Consider the following 14963-nt stretch of genomic DNA (forward strand, 5'->3'; position numbering starts at 1 on the left):
CGCCCGTTCACGCCAGCCTCGGCACGAGCGCGCGGACGTTGCCGGCGTAGACCTTGCCCAGCACGTCACCGGGCAGGTCGAGCCCGCTGATGGTCCATCGGCCCATCAGCGGCGGGTCCTCGGTGGAGTGGGCGAACGCCTCGTCGGCGGTCTCCAGGAAGCGGAAGTGGATCCGGTAGGTCTCCGGGTCCGGCGGGAGGTCGTCGGTGCCGAACAGCACGCGGCCCGGGTGGCGCATGATCAGCTCGCGCGCGGCCCGCGGCGCCCGGCCCAGCTCGGCCAGGCGCGCGGCGATGTCGATGTGGAAGTTGGGGTGCTCGTCGAGCATCCCGCCGACCCAGGCCAGGTTCTCCGGCCAGCATCCGGCGTGCACGCCGATCACGGTGGTGGCCGGGTGCGTGCCGATCATGGTCTCCATGGCCTCGATCAGCCGCTCGAACGGCGGGAACTCCGGGCCGGAGAACACCCAGCCGGGGTGGGCGGCGAGCTGTTCGAGCCGTTCGTTGCGCTCGTCGACCGGCTCGAAGAACGCCACCGGGTCGGCGGTGTGCAGGGCGATCGGGATGCCCAGCTCCCCGGCCGCGGCCCACAGCGGGCCGAGCCGTACGTCGTCGAGCATGACCAGCTCGCCGCGGTGGTCGCGCACGCGCAGGCCGACGTCCTTCCAGACCTTCAGTCCCGCGGCGCCCTCGGCGACCGAGGCGCGCAGCTGCGCGGCCAGGCGCTCCCCGAAGCCGGGCTCGGCGGCCTGCGACCAGTCGACGTGGCAGAAGGTGGCGAACCTGCCGGGGTGGGCGGCGTCGTAGCGTTCGAGGTTGGCGGCCAGCTCCCGGCCCCAGCGGCCGTCGAGGTTGACCATGGCGCGCACGTTGAGCGTGTCCATCTCGGCCAGCAGCGCGGGCACGTCCTTGACCATCCAGTCGCCGTCCTCGCTGAGCCAGCGGCCGAGGTGGGTGTGGGCGTCCACGACCGGCAGCCGGGCCCGCTCCACGTGGTGGACGGGGACCCTGAGCTGCGAGATCGGGCGGTACTCGGACAGAGGTGTGCGCACGGACATGGACGCCTCGATTCAGAAGGTCAGCAGGGCTTTGACGGGGGTGGTGCGCCCGTTCATCAGCGTGGTGAAGATCTCCGCGCCCTCGCCGATCGGGTAGGTGGCCACCCAGCCGAGGTCCCAGCCGGCGACCAGGCCGACGGCGGCGGCGAAGTCGGCGTCACGGTAGGCGAAGGAGCCGACCACCTGCTTCTCCCCGCGTACCAGCGCGGCGGCGTCGAATCCGGCGGTCGGGTCGGCCAGGCCCAGCCAGACGGCGGTGCCGCCGGGACGCAGCCGGGCCAGCGACTGCTCGTGGGTGGCGGCGGCGCCCACCGCGTCGAAGATCACGTCGTACTCTCCGGCCAGCTCCGGCACGGCCGCGCCGGCGCCGAGCCGGCGGGCGATCTCGCGGCGGTGCCCCGAGCGGTCGGCGACCTCGATCCGCGCCGCGCCGCCGGAGCCGGCGACCAGCAGGCAGGCCAGGCCGATGGCGCCGGCCCCGATGACGCCCACGCGGGCGCCGGCGGGCGCGCCGGCCAGCGACCAGGCGTGCACCGCGTTGGCCGCGGGCTCCACGATCGCGGCGGCCGTCCAGCCGAGCCCCTCCGGCAGGTCGGTCAGCGTGCCCGAGGGCACCGCGACCCGCTCGGCGAAGCCGCCGGGCCGGTGCACCCCGACGATCTGCCGCTCCCTGCACACGTTGCGCAGCCCGAGCGCGCACAGGTCGCAGGCGCCGCACGACAGGATCGGGTTCACCACGACCCACCTGCCGTCGCCGGTACGGCCGGCGAACTCGTGCCCCATCACCAGCGGCGGCACCCGGAAGCCGGGCGTCCTGACCCCGTGCAGCTCGCTGCCGCAGATGCCGGAGGTCACCACGTGCACCAGTTCCTCACCGGGGCCGACCTCGGGTTCCGGCACGTCGCGGACCTCCATGGCGCCGGGTCCGGTGAACACCAGGGCCCTCATCGGGTGCCCTCCGTGACGGGGTTGACCAGGACGCCGATGCCCTCGACGCCCGTCTCGACGGTGTCGCCGGGGCGCAGGGAGCGCCGCGGGTCCATGAACTCGCCGCAGCCCCAGGGGGTGCCGGTCAGCACGACGTCACCGGGTTCGAGGGTGAAGGCGCGCGAGCAGAAGGCGAGCAGTTCGGCCACCCCGAAGAGCATCTCGGCGGTGCTGGAGTCCTGGACGGTCTCGCCGTTGACGCGGGTCCACAGCTTCAGCGCCTGGGGGTCGCCGAGCTCGTCGGGCGTCACGACGACCGGGCCGAGCGGGCAGAAGGTGTCCAGGCTCTTGCCGCGGGTCCACTGGCCGTCGGCGAACTGCAGGTCACGTGCGGAGACGTCGTTGGCCACGGTGTAACCGGCCACGCCCGCCAGCGCCTCGTCCCCGCTCACGTTCCTGAGCGGCGTGCCGATGACCGCGGCCAGCTCGACCTCCCAGTCCACGCGCTCGGTCAGCCCGGTGTCGATGACGATGGGCTCGCCCGGCCCGATCACGCTGGAGGGGAACTTGGCGAACATCAGCGGCCGCTGCGGCTTGTCCATCCCGGCCTCGCGGATGTGGTCGAGGTAGTTGAGTCCGATCGCCACGATCTTGCCCGGCCGCAGGGGCCGGACGGGCACCGCGGCGTCGAGCGGCCCGGCGGTGCGCACCGAGCCGAGCCCGCGGACCAGCACGGCCTCCAGCGGGGTGCCCGGGGGCACGTCGAGGGCGTACCAACGTCCGTCGCGTTCCTCCGCGGCCATGCGGGTCTGTCCGACCCGGACCGTGCCGACTCTCATGCGAACTCCCATTCCATGATGCAGAATGCCATTCCGGCTACGCGAAAAGGACAGCAGTGGCGGGGGCACCTGTCAAGAGTTCTCTGGAACTGTCCAGCATTCTGTATGACGGAATGCTAATGCGTCTGACGGAATGGCTGTGTTACGTTCGACGGGCAGAGACCCGAGAGGGCGTGATCCATAGATGTATCCAGAAATCGACACCCCTGCCCTGGTCATCGACCTCGACGTGGTCAGGGCCAACGTGAACGAGATGGCGAAGGTGGCCGCCGCGAACGGCGTCCGACTCCGGCCGCACGTCAAGACCCACAAGATGCCCGAGCTGGCCAGGATGCAGCTCGAGGCCGGGGCGAGCGGCATCACCTGCGCGAAGCTCGGCGAGGCCGAGGTGATGGCACAGGCCGGCATCGACGACATCCTGCTCGCGTTTCCGATCTGGGGCCGGCCCAAGCTGCGCCGCCTCGCCGCACTGCGCGAGCGCGCCAGGGTGCGCGTCAGCCTCGACTCCCCCGAGGTCGCCGCCGAGCTCGGCCGCCTCGGCGGGCCGCCGGTGGAGGTGCTGGTCGAGGTCGACACCGGCCAGCACCGGCTGGGCCGGCCACCGGGCCGGGCCACCGCCGACCTGGTCGCCGAGATCGCCGCCGTCCCCGGCGTGGAGGTCGCCGGCCTGCTCACCCTCGCCGGGCACGCCTACCACTGCCGCACCCCGGCCGAGCTCGCCGAGACCGCCCGCCGCGAAGGCGAGGACCTGGTGGCGACCGCCGAGATGTGCGCCCGCGACGGCATCGCGCTGCGCGAGATCAGCGTCGGCTCGACCCCCACCGCCCGCCACGTGGCCGGAGTCGCCGGCGTGACCGAGATCCGGCCGGGCACCTACATCTTCAACGACACCGCCATGATGCGCCTCGGCGTCGCCTCCGAGGAGAACACCGCGGCCAGGATCCTGACCACGGTGATCGGCCGGCCGATGCCCGAGCGGGTCGTGTGCGACGCGGGCACCAAGTGCCTCACCTCCGACGGGTACGGCACACCGGGCTGGATCCGCGCCGTGGGCCTGCCGTACCTGAGGATGGAGTTCTTGAACGAGGAGCACGGCGTGGCCCGTCTGGAGCCCGGCCACCACGGTGAGCTGCCCGTCGGCTCGCGGATGGGGCTGATTCCCAGCCATGCTTGCTCTGTCGTCAACCTCTTCGACATCGCCTACGGCGTCGAGGACGGGGAAGTCATCACCGAACTGCGCGTCGCCGCCCGCGGGGCCGTGCGCTGAAAGGAGGCAGCATGCGCGGCCTGGCCGGCAAGCGGGTGCTGATCAGCGGAGGCAGCAGCGGCATCGGCGCCGCCACCGCCCGCAGGTTTCTCGAAGAGGGCGCCAGGGTCGTGCTCGGCGGCCTCGACGAGGCAGAGGTGGACGCGGCGGTGACCGGGCTCGCGGCGCTCGGCGAGGTGAGCGGGCTGGCCGGCGACGTCAGCGCGGAGGCCGACGTGGCCCGCCTGGTCGACGGCGCCGTCGCGGCGCTGGGCGGGATCGACATCCTGGTCAACAACGCCGGTACGGCCTGGCGCGAGCCGTTCCTGGAGATCACCCCGGGGCATTGGGACCGGATCATCTCGGTGAACCTGCGCGGCATGTTCCTGGTCGCCCAGGCGGTCGCCCAGCACCTGGTGGAGCGCGGTTCCGGCGGAGTGATCCTGAACATGTCCTCCACCAACGGCCTGGGCGGCGAGGCCGACTACGCCCACTACAACGCCTCCAAGGGCGGCGTGCTCCTGCTGACCAGGACGATGGCGGTCGAGCTCGGCAAACACGGCATCCGGGTCAACGCGCTGTGCCCCGGCTACATCCAGACGCCGCTGAACTCCGCCATCTCCTCCGGCCTGGCCGGCGACTTCGTCTCCGCCTACGCCCGCGACCACATCCCGCTCGGCCGGGCGGGGCTGGCCGAGGAGGTCGCCGCCGCGTACGCGTTCCTGGCCTCCGACGACGCCGCCTTCGTCCACGGCACCGAGCTCGTCATCGACGGCGGCCAGCTGGCGATCATGTGAGCGGGCCCGCCGGACGGTAGCGCAGCCACAGCACGCCCGACCGGTACGGCGTCGCGGCCACCAGCCGAAGCCGGATCGGGCCGACGCCGTCGAAGACGCGCGGGCCCGCCGCCCAGAGGCAGGGGTTGACCCAGAACCAGAACTCGTCGACGAACCCGCGCCTGGCCAGCGTGTGCGCGAGCTCGCCGCAGCCGGAGACGACCAGGTTGCCGCCGTGGGTGTCCTTCAGCTCGGGCACGACCTCGTCGAGCTCGCCCTTGATCAGGGTGGCGTTCCACTCCAGCGGGCCGGGCCGGGTCCGGGAGGCGACGTACTTGGGCATGCCGTTGATGCGCTTGGCGTAGCGGCCGAGCGCGGGGTCGCCGCCGAGGTGGGGCCAGACGGCGGCCAGGTCCTCGTAGGTCTTGCGGCCGAGCACCAGCGCGTCGGCCAGCAGGAGTTGTTCGAGGGAGGCGTCACCGCTGTCGTTGTCCGCCTCCAGCCAGGTGTCGGGGGCGGGCGAGTCGAACACGCCGTTGACGGTGATCATGTTGTGCGCGATGAGCTTTCCCATGGCCGGCCTTTCGACGGTTACCCAGGCACGCTAGGAGCCGGGGGCGGCCGGCCGCATCGGTCGAACTACTGGCGCTGAACCGGCGGCCTGCCTACAGGTCGAGCCGGCCCAGCTCCGCTCGCCTGCTGACGCCGAGCTTCGGGTAGGCCTTGTACAGGTGGTGGCCCACGGTGCGCGGGCTGAGGAACAGCTGGGCGGCGATCTCGCGGTTGCTGAGGCCGAGAGCGGCGCGCCGGACGACCTGCAGCTCCTGCGCGGTGAGCTGTTCGGCGGCCGCGGTCTCGGGGGGCGGGACGGGGCCGCCGAGCGCGACGAGCTCGGTCCGCACGCGGGCCTGCCAGCCGTGCGCGCCGATCTGGTCGAACGTCGCCAGCGCCCGCGACAGCAGGGTCCGCGCCGAGGTGGGGCGGCGGTGGCGGCGCAGCCATTCGCCGTAGGCCAGCTGGGTCCGGGCACGGTCGTAGGGGCCGCAGCCGTCGACGGCCAGCGACGCCTCGAAGCGCTGCCCCGCCTCGCGGCTCTCGTCGAGGAGGGCGGCGCAGCGCAACAGGAGCGCTCCGGCCGCGGGGCTGGCGGTGTGCCCGGCCCAGCTCTCCAACTGCGGCAGGTGGTGGCGGGCCCGGTCCTGGTCGCCGGCGCGTACCCCGGCCTCGACGTGGTCGGCGATGGCGCGGACGGTCACGTCCCTGCCGGGCGGGCCCGCGCAGACCTCGTCGAGCCGGTCGAGGGCGGCGTCGGGGTCGCCGGCCATGAGGTCGATCAGCGCCAGTCCCCATCGGGCCTGGGCCGCGGCCATGCCATGGCGGCCGGCGTGCTTGAGCACCAGCTCGGCCTGCTGCCTGGCGGTGTTCACCTCGCCGCGGACGGCGGCGAGCCAGGACGAGATCGCGGTGAGCACGATCACCTGGAAGTCCTGGCCCAGTTCGGCGGCCAGGGAGACGGCCTCGGCGACGTTCGCCTCCGCGTCGCGGAACCCGCCGGTGACGAGCTGGGCGAGCGCGAGCGGCTCCTGGACGTACGGCAGCCAGCCCACGGCGCCCTGTGCGCGCATGGTGGCGACCTGCCGGTCGAGCACCGTCAGGGCGAGGTCGTCGGCGCCGATCAGGACGCCCAGGAAGCCGGCCGTGAGCCCTTCGAGGGTGGCGTCCATGGCGCCGTCGCGGGCCGCGAGGAGCAGGTCGCGCATCGGCGGCACCGCCTCCTCGGTCCGGCCGCTCAGCAGGGCGACGAAACCGCCCAGCGCGCGGGCGACCTCGGGCGGTCCGCCGCGCACCCGGCCCAGTCGCTCGCCGCATCGGGCGAGGAGCCCTTCGTCCGCGGCGTCGCGGGCGCACCACACCGCCTCGGTCAGCACGGAGATCGCGCGGGCCGGATCGGCGGCGAGGACGGGGACGGCGGCGTCGAGGGCGAGTGCGCAGGCCCGCGCGGGCGATTCCCGCTCGTAGGCGACCTGCGCCCGGATCCACGCCGCCTCAGCCTGAATCCACGCCACGCCCGCGACCGTCGCCCCATTCTCGACCGCACCCGCACCCGCACCCGCGGCCGTCGCCGTGCCTTCGACGGCCTTTCCGGCTGTCGCGCCCCCGTCGGCGGGTCGTCCGCCCGCTTCGGCGCCCGCAGGGGCGGGTGGTCCGCCGGCTTCGGTGTCCGCCGGGGCGGGTGGTCCGTCGGCTTCGGCGCCCGCCGAGGCGGGCGGTCCGTCCGCTTCGGCGCCCGCAGGGGCGGGGCCGGTCATCGCGGTGACCGCTGCGGCCAAGGTGTCCGCGTGGTCCAGCAGGCCGGCGTCGTAGGCCGCGCGTGCCGCCGCGACCAGGCGGCGGGCCTGGACGGCGGCGTCGCCGCTCAGCCGCACCGCCCGTTCCAGCGCCCTGGACGCCGCCGCGGGCGCGCCCCGGGCGAGGGCACGTTCCGCGGCCCGTTCCAGCTCGTCGGCCACCCCGTCGTCGATCCCGCCCGCGGCGGTCGCGGCGTGCCAGGCACGCCGGTCGGCGTCGCGCGGATCGGACAGGACGTCGGCGAGCGCCCGGTGCGCGGCGAGCCGCCACGCGAGCGGCGCCTCCTGGTACGCCGCGGTCCGGATCAGCGGATGCCGGAACTCCACGGCGTCGGCGGTCACCCGCACGAGCCCCGCGTGCTCGGCGGGCTCCAGGTCGTCGGCGCGCAGCCCGAGCCGCTCGGCCGCGGCCAGGTACGACCACAGCTCGCACCCGTGGTCGGCGGCCACGAGCAGCAGAGCCTGCCGTGTGCGCGAGGGCAGCGTGCGCAGTCGCAGGCGGTAGTGCTCTTCCAGCCGGCCGACGGCGGCCAGGGGCGCGACGGGTGACGGGAGGGCGCCGGTGCCGGACCTGGCCAGCTCCACGATCGCCAGCGGGTTGCCGCCCGATTCCACGAGCACCCGGTCGGCGACCGGCTGCGGCAGCGGGCCGACCGTGGCCAGCAGTTCGGCGGACTCGCGCGCGCCGAGCCGCGGCAGCCTGACGTCGTCGATGCCCGAGGCGGGGAAGGGCCGCTCGCCGTCGCGCACCGCGAAGACCGCTCCCACCGGGTCGGTGTGGAGCCGCCGGACCGCGAACAGCAGCGCGTCCACGGAGGAGCGGTCGAACCACTGCACGTCGTCGAACAGGCACAACAGCGGCCTTTCACCGGCCAGCTCCGACAGCAGTGTCAGCGTGGCGGCGCCGACCATGAGCCGGTCGCCGGAAGCCGGTCCCGTCCCGAACGCCGCCCGCAGCGCCTGCGCGTGCGGCGCGGGCAGCGTGTCGAAGCGCGCGGCGTCGCGGGCCAGCATCAGCTGCAGCGCCGCGAACGGGATCTCGGCCTCGGACTCGATCCCGGCCACCCGCAGGACCCGCATGCCGCCGGCGACGCCCGCCGCGTACTCCAGCAGAGCGGTTTTGCCGATGCCCGCCTCGCCGCGCACGACCAGCGACCGGCTCCGGCCGGCCTTGGCGTCGGCGACGAGGCGGACCAGCCGGGAGCGTTCGGCGGAACGTCCCACCATCATGGGGGAAGTCTAGGGTGAGCACCGCTTTTCCCCGTGGAGAAGGGCGTAGGCAGGCGTGAGCGGGCGCTGGTCGTCCTGGAGGAGATGCGGCTGCGGCCGTACGACAGGGAGTCGTTCGAGGCGATGGGCTGCTCGAACTGCCGGCCGCCCGGCATCCGCGCCATCCCGGCGTACGGCGGATCCTCGCCGACGCGCTCAAGGACGCGAAGGCGTCGCTCGACCTCATGCTCACGCTGACCGCGTACCTGGTCGTGGCGGGTGTCCCGGTCGCGGTCCTCGCCGCGGCCGGCGCGCCGCTCGGGGCGCCAGTTCCTGTACCGCGGCGACCCGCCCGTCTCGCCCGAGTTCCGCTACCGCGACGCCCCCGGTGGCGACCCCCATAGGGCCGGTGATCAGGGGATGAGGATCGTCTTGCCGGCCAGGCGTCCGGTGACGGCCTCCTCGTGGACGGCGGCCAGATCGGCCAGCGGCCGGCGGCCGGCCACGTCGATCTTCAGGGTTCCCGCGTCCACGCGGGCGACCAGCTCGGCGAGCTGGGCGGCGTCGCTGCGGGCGAATACCTGGGCGACGCGCACGCCGCGACCGGTGTCCTCGGCGGCGGTGGTGGTGCTGACGAAGACGCCGTCGTCGGCGACCAGGTTCGTCAGCTCGGCGGTCTCCTCCGGGCTCGTCCGGACGAGGTTCAGCACCACGTCGAACCTGCGGCCCTCCAACGCCCGCGTGACGGGGGTCTCGGTGTGGTTCACGATCTGGTCGGCCGCGTAGGAGCGGATACGGCCGGCGCTGCGCGGGCCGGCGGTCGCGGTCACCACGGCGCCGGTCCGCTTGGCCAGCTGGGTGGCGTAGCCGCCCACCGCGCCGCCGGCGCCGTTGATCAGGATGTGCCGGCCTGCCCGCAGGGCGGCGTGCTCGTACAGTGCCTGCCAGGCCGTCAGTCCCACCGCGGGCAGGGCGGCGGCGTCGGCGAGGTCCACGCTCCGCGGGGCGGCGGCCAGGATGCCGGCCGGGACGACGGTGTACTCGGCCGCCGCCCCGGGGGTGGTCATCGGGAGGAAGGCGACCACCGCGTCGCCTTCGCTCCAGCCCTCCACCCCGTCGCCGATCGCGGTGATGACGCCGGACAGGTCGAAGTTCGGGATGTGCGGGAAGGTCAGCGGGAACACCTCCCGCACGTAGCCGGCGCGGATCGCGACGTCCACCGGGTTGAACGAGGTGGCGGCCACCTTCACCACCACCTGGCCGGGTCCCGCCGCGGGGAGGTCGGTGTCCTCGTGAACCAGGACACTGGTGTCGCCGTAGGAGTGGTAGCGCACTGCCTTCATGATCTCTCCTCCTGAAATTGCTTCGAAGTTGAAGCGTGTGATGACAGTAGCTTGCTTTGAGTTCGAAGCAATACCCGGCGAGGAGGTGATGCCGGTCACAATGCTTTGAGTTCGAAACATATAGGCTGAACGGATGACCGACGACGGCGTTCAGGGGCTCGACCCCCGGCAGCTGGGGGCCTACTTCGCGCTGATGGAGGCCGTCAGCCTGCTTCAGCACCACGTCGAGCAGCAGCTCCAGGCCGCGGGGGACCTCAGCTACGTGCAGTTCCAGCTCCTGGCCCGGCTCGCCAACGCGCAGGGGCGGCTCACCATGACCGAACTCGCCGACGGCGTCGTCTACAGCCGCAGCGGCCTCACCTACCAGGCCGGGCTGCTGGAGAAGACCGGTCTCATCACCCGCGGCCCCTCCCCCGACGACGAGCGCACCACCCTGGTCACCATCACCGAGGACGGGCTCGCGCTTCTGGGACGCGTGATGCCGGGACACATCCAGGTCGTGCGCGGCATGCTGTTCGACCCTCTGGCCGACGAGGACCTGAGCCGGATCGGCGACATCATGGTCCGGGTCCGCGACCACATGCGCTCGCTGCCGCCCCGCTCGGCCGCCCCCCGCAAACGCCGCCCGCCGAACGCCCGGGCCTGAACCCGCTTCCCCGGGCGGAACGTGTTGTTCGCGGTCGCGCTTGTGGAACATCCGGCTCGACGAGCGCGGCGCCGAGCCCGGCCCGGCGCCAGTTCATCGAGGGACTGGCGCATACCGGGCTCCAGGGGCGGGTCAGCTCACGGCCTGCTTCACCAGCGCGCCGATGCGGGCCTCCACCTCGGGGGTGATCTCGATCAGGGCGTAGGAGACCGGCCACATCGCGCCGTCGTCCAGCTTCGCCGGGTCGCTGAAGCCGAGCGTCGCGTAGCGTCCCTTGAACTTCTCCGCGGCCTGGAAGTGGCAGACGAGCTTGCCGTTGAGCGCGTAGGCGGGCATGCCGTACCAGAGCTTCGGAGCGAGGGCCGGGGCACTGGCGGTGACGATGGCGTGGACGCGCTCGGCCAGGACGCGGTCCGCGTCCTTCATCTCGGCGATCTTGGCGAGCACGTCCCGCACCGCCTCCGCGGCCTTCTCGGCCTCGCTGCGGCGGGCCGTCGTCTTCAGCTCCTTGGCGTGGTCCTTCATCGCGGCGCGCTCCTCGGCCGTGAACCCCTCGTACGCGGTGGTGGCGGTGCGGCTCATCGTGTGCTCCTTCGTCGTTGTCGCTGTAAGACAAAGGTGCCTGGGCGGGTTGATACATCCGCTATGCGGAGACGATGCGGCCGCATACCTTTTCTTTCTGGATACCGTCCTGTTAGTTTGCCAGCTATGCCCCTCTCGCTGTTCTTCCTCCTGGATGGCGTTGTTTTCGCCACGTGGGTGGTTCGCATCCCCTCGGTCAAGGACCACCTCGGCGTCTCCACCGGCGGTCTCGGCGTGGCGCTCATGTGCATGGCGATCGGCACCGGCCTCGCCATGACCGTCAGCGGGCGGCTCTGCCTGCGCTACGGCACGCGCCGCGTCATCCTCGCCGCCATCACCCTGCTCAGCCTGGCCCTGCCGGTGATCTCGCTCGCGGACACGATGGTGGCGCTGTGCCTGACGCTCGCCGTGACCGGGCTGTGCTACGGCACCCTCAACATCGGCCTGAACAGCGCGGCCGTCGAGGTCGAGCGGGCCACCCGCCGGCCGGTCATGTCGGTGCTGCACGGGCTGTGGAGCGCGGGCGGCCTGGCCGGGGCGCTGCTCGGCGGCCTCCTCCTGGGCTCGCTGACCACCTCGCAGCACTTCCTGCTGGTGTCCGCCCTCATCCTGCTCGGCACCGCCGTCCTGGCCAGGCCGCTCCTGCGCGGGACGGTCCCCGCGGCCGCGAGCTCTCCCGCCAAGGGCGGGCCGCGGACGTTCCGCCTGGCCGTGGCGCTGTGCGGGGTACTGGCCGTGTGCGCGGCGTTCGGCGAGGGCGCGGTGGCCGACTGGAGCGTGCTGCACCTGCGCGACGACCTGCGCGCCGAGGCCGACCTGGCCGCGTACGGCTTCTCGGCCTACTCGGTGGCGATCGCGATCACCCGGCTGGCGGGCAGCCGCCTGGTGGCGCGGTTCGGGCAGAGCACCGTGCTCGTGAGCGGCGCCGTGCTGGCGGTGTGCGGCAGTCTGGCGGCGTCGTGGACGGGTTCGGTGGCGGTGGCGTTCGCCGGGTTCGTGGTGGTGGGGTGCGGGCTGGCCAACGTCTTCCCGCTGGCCATCGCCCAGGCGGGGGCGCTGGGCGGACCGGCGGGCGTGAGCCTGGCCTCCAGCATCGGCCACGCGGGCATGCTCGGCGGGCCGCCGTTGATCGGCTTCCTGGCCGAGCACGTCGGGCTGCCCGCCGCCCTGTCGGCCATCGCCGTCTCCTCGGCCGCCGTCGTGCCGCTCGCGCTGTACCTCCGCTCAGCGCGATAGATCCCCTGCACACGGAACCCTCAATTATCAGAATAAGTAGCGATATCGTGCTTGGGCATGACAGGAGGGGAGATCACCTCGGAGGCAGGAACCCGCGCACGGGCGTGAGGCCGCCACCCGCGGCGGCACGAAAGGGAGCGATGGAAACGCGCACAGGCGACGCTCTGATCGAGCGGATCCGCACGCATCCGGCCGACGACGACATCGTGGGCCCGGCGGCCAACGACCTGCTCGGCGAACTGCACGCGGGATACCCGGTCGAGAACCTCGGCAGGCTTCTGCGCAGCGACGACGAGGCGGTCGCCGGGACGGGCGCCTGGTTGCTGGCGGAGCTGGCGGAGCTCGCCGCCCCGATGATGGACGAGATCCCGGCCCTGCTCTCCCACCGGAACCGCATCGTCCGCTACTACGCGATCGCGGTCGTCCTGGAGAACGCCGGCGAACGCCACGGGCCCGTCATCGCCCAGGTCATCGCCCTGAGCCAGGACCCGGAGAGCGCCATCCGCTGGAAGGTCCTCGAATTCCTGACCGAGTCCTCCGTCGAGCAACTCGAGGCGGGGGCGTCGTGCCTGTCCCCCGGCCGGTTCAGGGACCTGACCGAGTGGCTGGTCCTGCAGGAGGACGAGGAGCCCGACGTCTCCGGCATCATCACCCGGCTGGCGGCGGGCGACCCGGTGACCAGGCTGTTCGCCGCGGCGGCCGCCACCAGCCTGTCCGGCCCGGACGACATGAGCCTCCTGGAGCACGCGGCCGGGGCCGAGGACGAGGAGATCCGCTCGTTCGCCGGGGAACGGCTGAGCGAACTGCGCGAGCACGGCACCGGCTAGGAGATTACTGGGCGAAGTACCTAAGTACGACAGATTCGCCGTGCCCGGCGGTTGTCTAGCGTTGGGGTCAAGACGAACTCTGAGGAGAAAAGCACATGAGCGACATCAAGCGCTACCTCGCCACCTGGAACCAGACCGACGACGCCGTGCATGCCGGAGCCTGAGTTCCCGGCCGCCATCTGACTTCGGAGGAAACATGACCGCGTACCTGCTCGCTCACCTGCGCAAGCCCGACGAGATCCACCCCGAGGTACTGGAGTACAAGGACCGGGTCCAGTCCACCCTCGACCCCTTCTCCGGCCGGTTCATCGTGCGCGGCGGCGAGGTCGACGTCCGGGAGGGCGACTGGCCGGGCGACGTGATCCTGGTGGAGTTCCCGTCCATGCGGCACGCCCGCGCCTTCTACGACTCGGCCGCCTACCAGGAGATCCTCCACCTCCGCACGGACCACCTGAAGGGCGAGGTGATCCTCGTCGAAGGCATCTGAACCCGGGGCGCCGTCACTCCCGCGGGCGGTTCAGCGCGGAGTGGCGGTAGCTGTAGGCCGCGTAGATGACCAGGCCGATCGCGAACCAGATCGCGAAGCGCAGCCAGGTCGCCGGGCTCAGGAAGGTGATCAGCCACACCGAGAAGATGACGCCGATGGCCGGGACCACCGGCATGCCCGGCGTCCGGAAGGTACGCGGCAGGTCCGGCTGCCGGTACCGCAGGACGATGACGGCCACGCACACCACGACGAAGGCCAGCAGGATGCCGATGTTGGTCAGCTCGGCCGCCTCGCGAATCGGCAGGAACCCGGCGATGAGGGCCGAGACGATGCCGACGATCCAGGTGATACGGCTCGGCACCCGGCGCACCGGGTGGACCTTGGCGAACCAGCGCGGCAGCAACCCGTCACGGCTCATCGCGAACCACACGCGGGTGACGCCGAGCATGAAGGTGAACATGACGGTGAGGATGCCGATGATCGCGCCGACCGCGATGACGCCCGCGAGCTTGGACAGCCCGACCGCGGCGAAGGCCGAGGAGAACCCGCTCTCGGGGTCGATGTCCTGGTAGTTCTGCATGCCGGTCAGGACCAGCGTGGCCAGGACGTACAGCACCATCGAGATGGCCAGCGAGTAGATGATCGCCTTGGGCATGTGGCGCTGGGCGTCCTTGGACTCCTCTGCGGCCGTGCTCATCGCGTCGTAGCCGAAGACGGCGAAGAAGACGGTCGCCGCGCCGGTGATCGCGCCGGTCACGCCGAACGGGAAGAAGGGGGTGTAGTTGGCCGGGTTGATGAAGAAGAAGCCGACCACGATCACCATCAGCACGACGGCGACCTTCAGCACGACGACGAAGGTCTCGAACCGTGCGGCCGCCTTGATGCCGAGGTTCAGCAGGAACGCGATGAGCAGGCACAACACCACCGCGAACAGGTCGACGACCCGGCCGGGCCCGGTGCCGGGCGCGCCCAGCATCCATTCCGGCAGATCGAGGCCGAGGTTGCCGACCAGGAACCCGAAGTAGCCGGAGATGCCGATCCCCACGACCGCGACGATGGCGGTGTACTCCAGCAGCAGGTCCCAGCCGATCAACCACCCCGCCAGCTCACCCAGGACGGCGTAGCCGTAGGTATAGGCCGAGCCCGCTTTCGGAATGAGCCCGGCGAACTCCGCGTAGGAGAACGCCGCGGCCGCGCTGGCCACACCGGCGATGAGGAAGGAGATGAGCACGGCGGGCCCGGCGGTCTGGTTGGCGACCGCGCCGGCGAGGGCGAAGATCCCCGCGCCGATGATGCCGCCGATGCCGATCGCGGTGAGCTGCCACAGGCCGAGCACCCGTGTCAGTTCCCCTTCGTGCTCGCTGGCGATCTGCTCCACCGGCTTGCGCCGGAACACTCCCGAGCCGCCTCCGAACGAAGCCATCGTCTCGCCTCCCTGGT

15 protein-coding genes are annotated in these 14963 nt (G+C 72.3%); 7 read left to right on the top strand and 8 right to left on the bottom strand.

The features are described 5' to 3' along the window. Window positions 1–7: 7 nt before the first annotated feature. From ACIBHY_RS37010 to ACIBHY_RS37020, 3 genes are read right to left on the bottom strand one after another with little or no spacing between them, the layout of a single operon-like run. Window positions 8–1057 (bottom strand): amidohydrolase family protein, encoded by a 1050-nt coding sequence (locus ACIBHY_RS37010; protein ID WP_397255720.1) that lies wholly within the window; start codon window positions 1055–1057, stop codon window positions 8–10. A 12-nt stretch (window positions 1058–1069) separates the two neighbouring features. Continuing rightward, the gene (locus ACIBHY_RS37015) at window positions 1070–2005 is read right to left on the bottom strand and encodes a zinc-binding dehydrogenase (protein ID WP_397309142.1); all 936 of its coding nucleotides are present in this window, start codon (window positions 2003–2005) and stop codon (window positions 1070–1072) included. After that, on the bottom strand, window positions 2002–2823 hold the full coding sequence (locus tag ACIBHY_RS37020; RefSeq protein WP_397309143.1) for a fumarylacetoacetate hydrolase family protein: 822 nt from the start codon (window positions 2821–2823) through the stop codon (window positions 2002–2004). Before ACIBHY_RS37020 ends, ACIBHY_RS37015 begins: the two co-directional genes overlap by 4 nt. A gap of 184 nt (window positions 2824–3007) precedes the next feature. Between ACIBHY_RS37020 and ACIBHY_RS37025 the strand changes: the two genes are divergently transcribed. Next, window positions 3008–4090 (top strand): alanine racemase, encoded by a 1083-nt coding sequence (locus ACIBHY_RS37025; protein ID WP_397309144.1) that lies wholly within the window; start codon window positions 3008–3010, stop codon window positions 4088–4090. A gap of 11 nt (window positions 4091–4101) precedes the next feature. Continuing rightward, entirely contained in the window at window positions 4102–4866 is a 765-nt protein-coding gene (locus ACIBHY_RS37030; protein ID WP_397309145.1) for an SDR family NAD(P)-dependent oxidoreductase, read from the top strand. On the opposite strand, the gene ACIBHY_RS37035 is transcribed toward ACIBHY_RS37030, so the two are convergent. Together ACIBHY_RS37035 and ACIBHY_RS37040 are read right to left on the bottom strand one after the other, a co-directional pair. Next, on the bottom strand, window positions 4859–5419 hold the full coding sequence (locus ACIBHY_RS37035; RefSeq protein ID WP_397255710.1) for a dihydrofolate reductase family protein: 561 nt from the start codon (window positions 5417–5419) through the stop codon (window positions 4859–4861). The genes ACIBHY_RS37030 and ACIBHY_RS37035 overlap by 8 nt on opposite strands. Window positions 5420–5510: 91 nt before the next feature. After that, a complete protein-coding gene (locus ACIBHY_RS37040; RefSeq protein WP_397309146.1) occupies window positions 5511–8423 on the bottom strand; it encodes an AAA family ATPase in 2913 nt (970 codons plus the stop codon). A gap of 33 nt (window positions 8424–8456) precedes the next feature. Here ACIBHY_RS37040 and ACIBHY_RS37045 point away from each other — a divergent pair, with 33 nt between their 5' ends. Next, window positions 8457–8660 carry a hypothetical protein gene (locus tag ACIBHY_RS37045; protein WP_397309147.1) on the top strand — a complete coding sequence of 68 codons (204 nt, stop codon included), beginning with the start codon at window positions 8457–8459 and terminating at the stop codon, window positions 8658–8660. 155 nt (window positions 8661–8815) lie between these two features. Here ACIBHY_RS37045 and ACIBHY_RS37050 read toward each other — a convergent pair whose 3' ends face one another. Then, a complete protein-coding gene (locus tag ACIBHY_RS37050; RefSeq protein ID WP_397309148.1) occupies window positions 8816–9745 on the bottom strand; it encodes an NADP-dependent oxidoreductase in 930 nt (309 codons plus the stop codon). 133 nt (window positions 9746–9878) lie between these two features. Here ACIBHY_RS37050 and ACIBHY_RS37055 point away from each other — a divergent pair, with 133 nt between their 5' ends. Further along, window positions 9879–10391 (top strand): MarR family winged helix-turn-helix transcriptional regulator, encoded by a 513-nt coding sequence (locus ACIBHY_RS37055; protein ID WP_397309149.1) that lies wholly within the window; start codon window positions 9879–9881, stop codon window positions 10389–10391. A gap of 132 nt (window positions 10392–10523) precedes the next feature. On the opposite strand, the gene ACIBHY_RS37060 is transcribed toward ACIBHY_RS37055, so the two are convergent. Then, window positions 10524–10973, bottom strand: a complete 450-nt coding sequence (locus tag ACIBHY_RS37060) for an iron chaperone (protein ID WP_397309150.1) — start codon at window positions 10971–10973, stop codon at window positions 10524–10526. A gap of 126 nt (window positions 10974–11099) precedes the next feature. On the opposite strand from ACIBHY_RS37060, the gene ACIBHY_RS37065 reads away from it, so the two are divergent. From ACIBHY_RS37065 to ACIBHY_RS37075, 3 genes are all read left to right on the top strand, one after another. Next, the gene (locus ACIBHY_RS37065) at window positions 11100–12209 is read left to right on the top strand and encodes an MFS transporter (protein ID WP_397255698.1); all 1110 of its coding nucleotides are present in this window, start codon (window positions 11100–11102) and stop codon (window positions 12207–12209) included. Window positions 12210–12349: 140 nt separating this feature from the next. Further along, window positions 12350–13036, top strand: a complete 687-nt coding sequence (locus ACIBHY_RS37070) for a hypothetical protein (protein ID WP_397309151.1) — start codon at window positions 12350–12352, stop codon at window positions 13034–13036. 196 nt (window positions 13037–13232) lie between these two features. After that, window positions 13233–13523: a DUF1330 domain-containing protein gene (locus tag ACIBHY_RS37075; RefSeq protein WP_397255695.1), complete on the top strand. Its 291-nt coding sequence runs from the start codon at window positions 13233–13235 to the stop codon at window positions 13521–13523. Window positions 13524–13536: 13 nt separating this feature from the next. Here the strand turns inward: ACIBHY_RS37075 and ACIBHY_RS37080 are convergent, their stop codons facing one another. Then, window positions 13537–14946, bottom strand: a complete 1410-nt coding sequence (locus ACIBHY_RS37080; protein ID WP_397309152.1) for an amino acid permease — start codon at window positions 14944–14946, stop codon at window positions 13537–13539. Between the last annotated feature and the right edge of the window lie 17 nt (window positions 14947–14963).

The organism is Nonomuraea sp. NPDC050547 (genome assembly GCF_044457345.1).
GTDB lineage: Bacteria > Actinomycetota > Actinomycetes > Streptosporangiales > Streptosporangiaceae > Nonomuraea.

Excerpts from the sequence above, each read along its gene's own strand:
- ACIBHY_RS37010 (WP_397255720.1), bottom strand. The coding sequence starts at position 1,057 with ATGTCCGTGCGCACACCTCTGTCCGAGTACCGCCCGATCTCGCAGCTC.
- ACIBHY_RS37015 (WP_397309142.1), bottom strand. The coding sequence starts at position 2,005 with ATGAGGGCCCTGGTGTTCACCGGACCCGGCGCCATGGAGGTCCGCGAC.
- ACIBHY_RS37020 (WP_397309143.1), bottom strand. The coding sequence starts at position 2,823 with ATGAGAGTCGGCACGGTCCGGGTCGGACAGACCCGCATGGCCGCGGAG.
- ACIBHY_RS37025 (WP_397309144.1), top strand. The coding sequence starts at position 3,008 with ATGTATCCAGAAATCGACACCCCTGCCCTGGTCATCGACCTCGACGTG.
- ACIBHY_RS37030 (WP_397309145.1), top strand. The coding sequence starts at position 4,102 with ATGCGCGGCCTGGCCGGCAAGCGGGTGCTGATCAGCGGAGGCAGCAGC.
- ACIBHY_RS37035 (WP_397255710.1), bottom strand. The coding sequence starts at position 5,419 with ATGGGAAAGCTCATCGCGCACAACATGATCACCGTCAACGGCGTGTTC.
- ACIBHY_RS37040 (WP_397309146.1), bottom strand. The coding sequence starts at position 8,423 with ATGATGGTGGGACGTTCCGCCGAACGCTCCCGGCTGGTCCGCCTCGTC.
- ACIBHY_RS37050 (WP_397309148.1), bottom strand. The coding sequence starts at position 9,745 with ATGAAGGCAGTGCGCTACCACTCCTACGGCGACACCAGTGTCCTGGTT.
- ACIBHY_RS37055 (WP_397309149.1), top strand. The coding sequence starts at position 9,879 with ATGACCGACGACGGCGTTCAGGGGCTCGACCCCCGGCAGCTGGGGGCC.
- ACIBHY_RS37060 (WP_397309150.1), bottom strand. The coding sequence starts at position 10,973 with ATGAGCCGCACCGCCACCACCGCGTACGAGGGGTTCACGGCCGAGGAG.
- ACIBHY_RS37065 (WP_397255698.1), top strand. The coding sequence starts at position 11,100 with ATGCCCCTCTCGCTGTTCTTCCTCCTGGATGGCGTTGTTTTCGCCACG.
- ACIBHY_RS37070 (WP_397309151.1), top strand. The coding sequence starts at position 12,350 with ATGGAAACGCGCACAGGCGACGCTCTGATCGAGCGGATCCGCACGCAT.
- ACIBHY_RS37075 (WP_397255695.1), top strand. The coding sequence starts at position 13,233 with ATGACCGCGTACCTGCTCGCTCACCTGCGCAAGCCCGACGAGATCCAC.
- ACIBHY_RS37080 (WP_397309152.1), bottom strand. The coding sequence starts at position 14,946 with ATGGCTTCGTTCGGAGGCGGCTCGGGAGTGTTCCGGCGCAAGCCGGTG.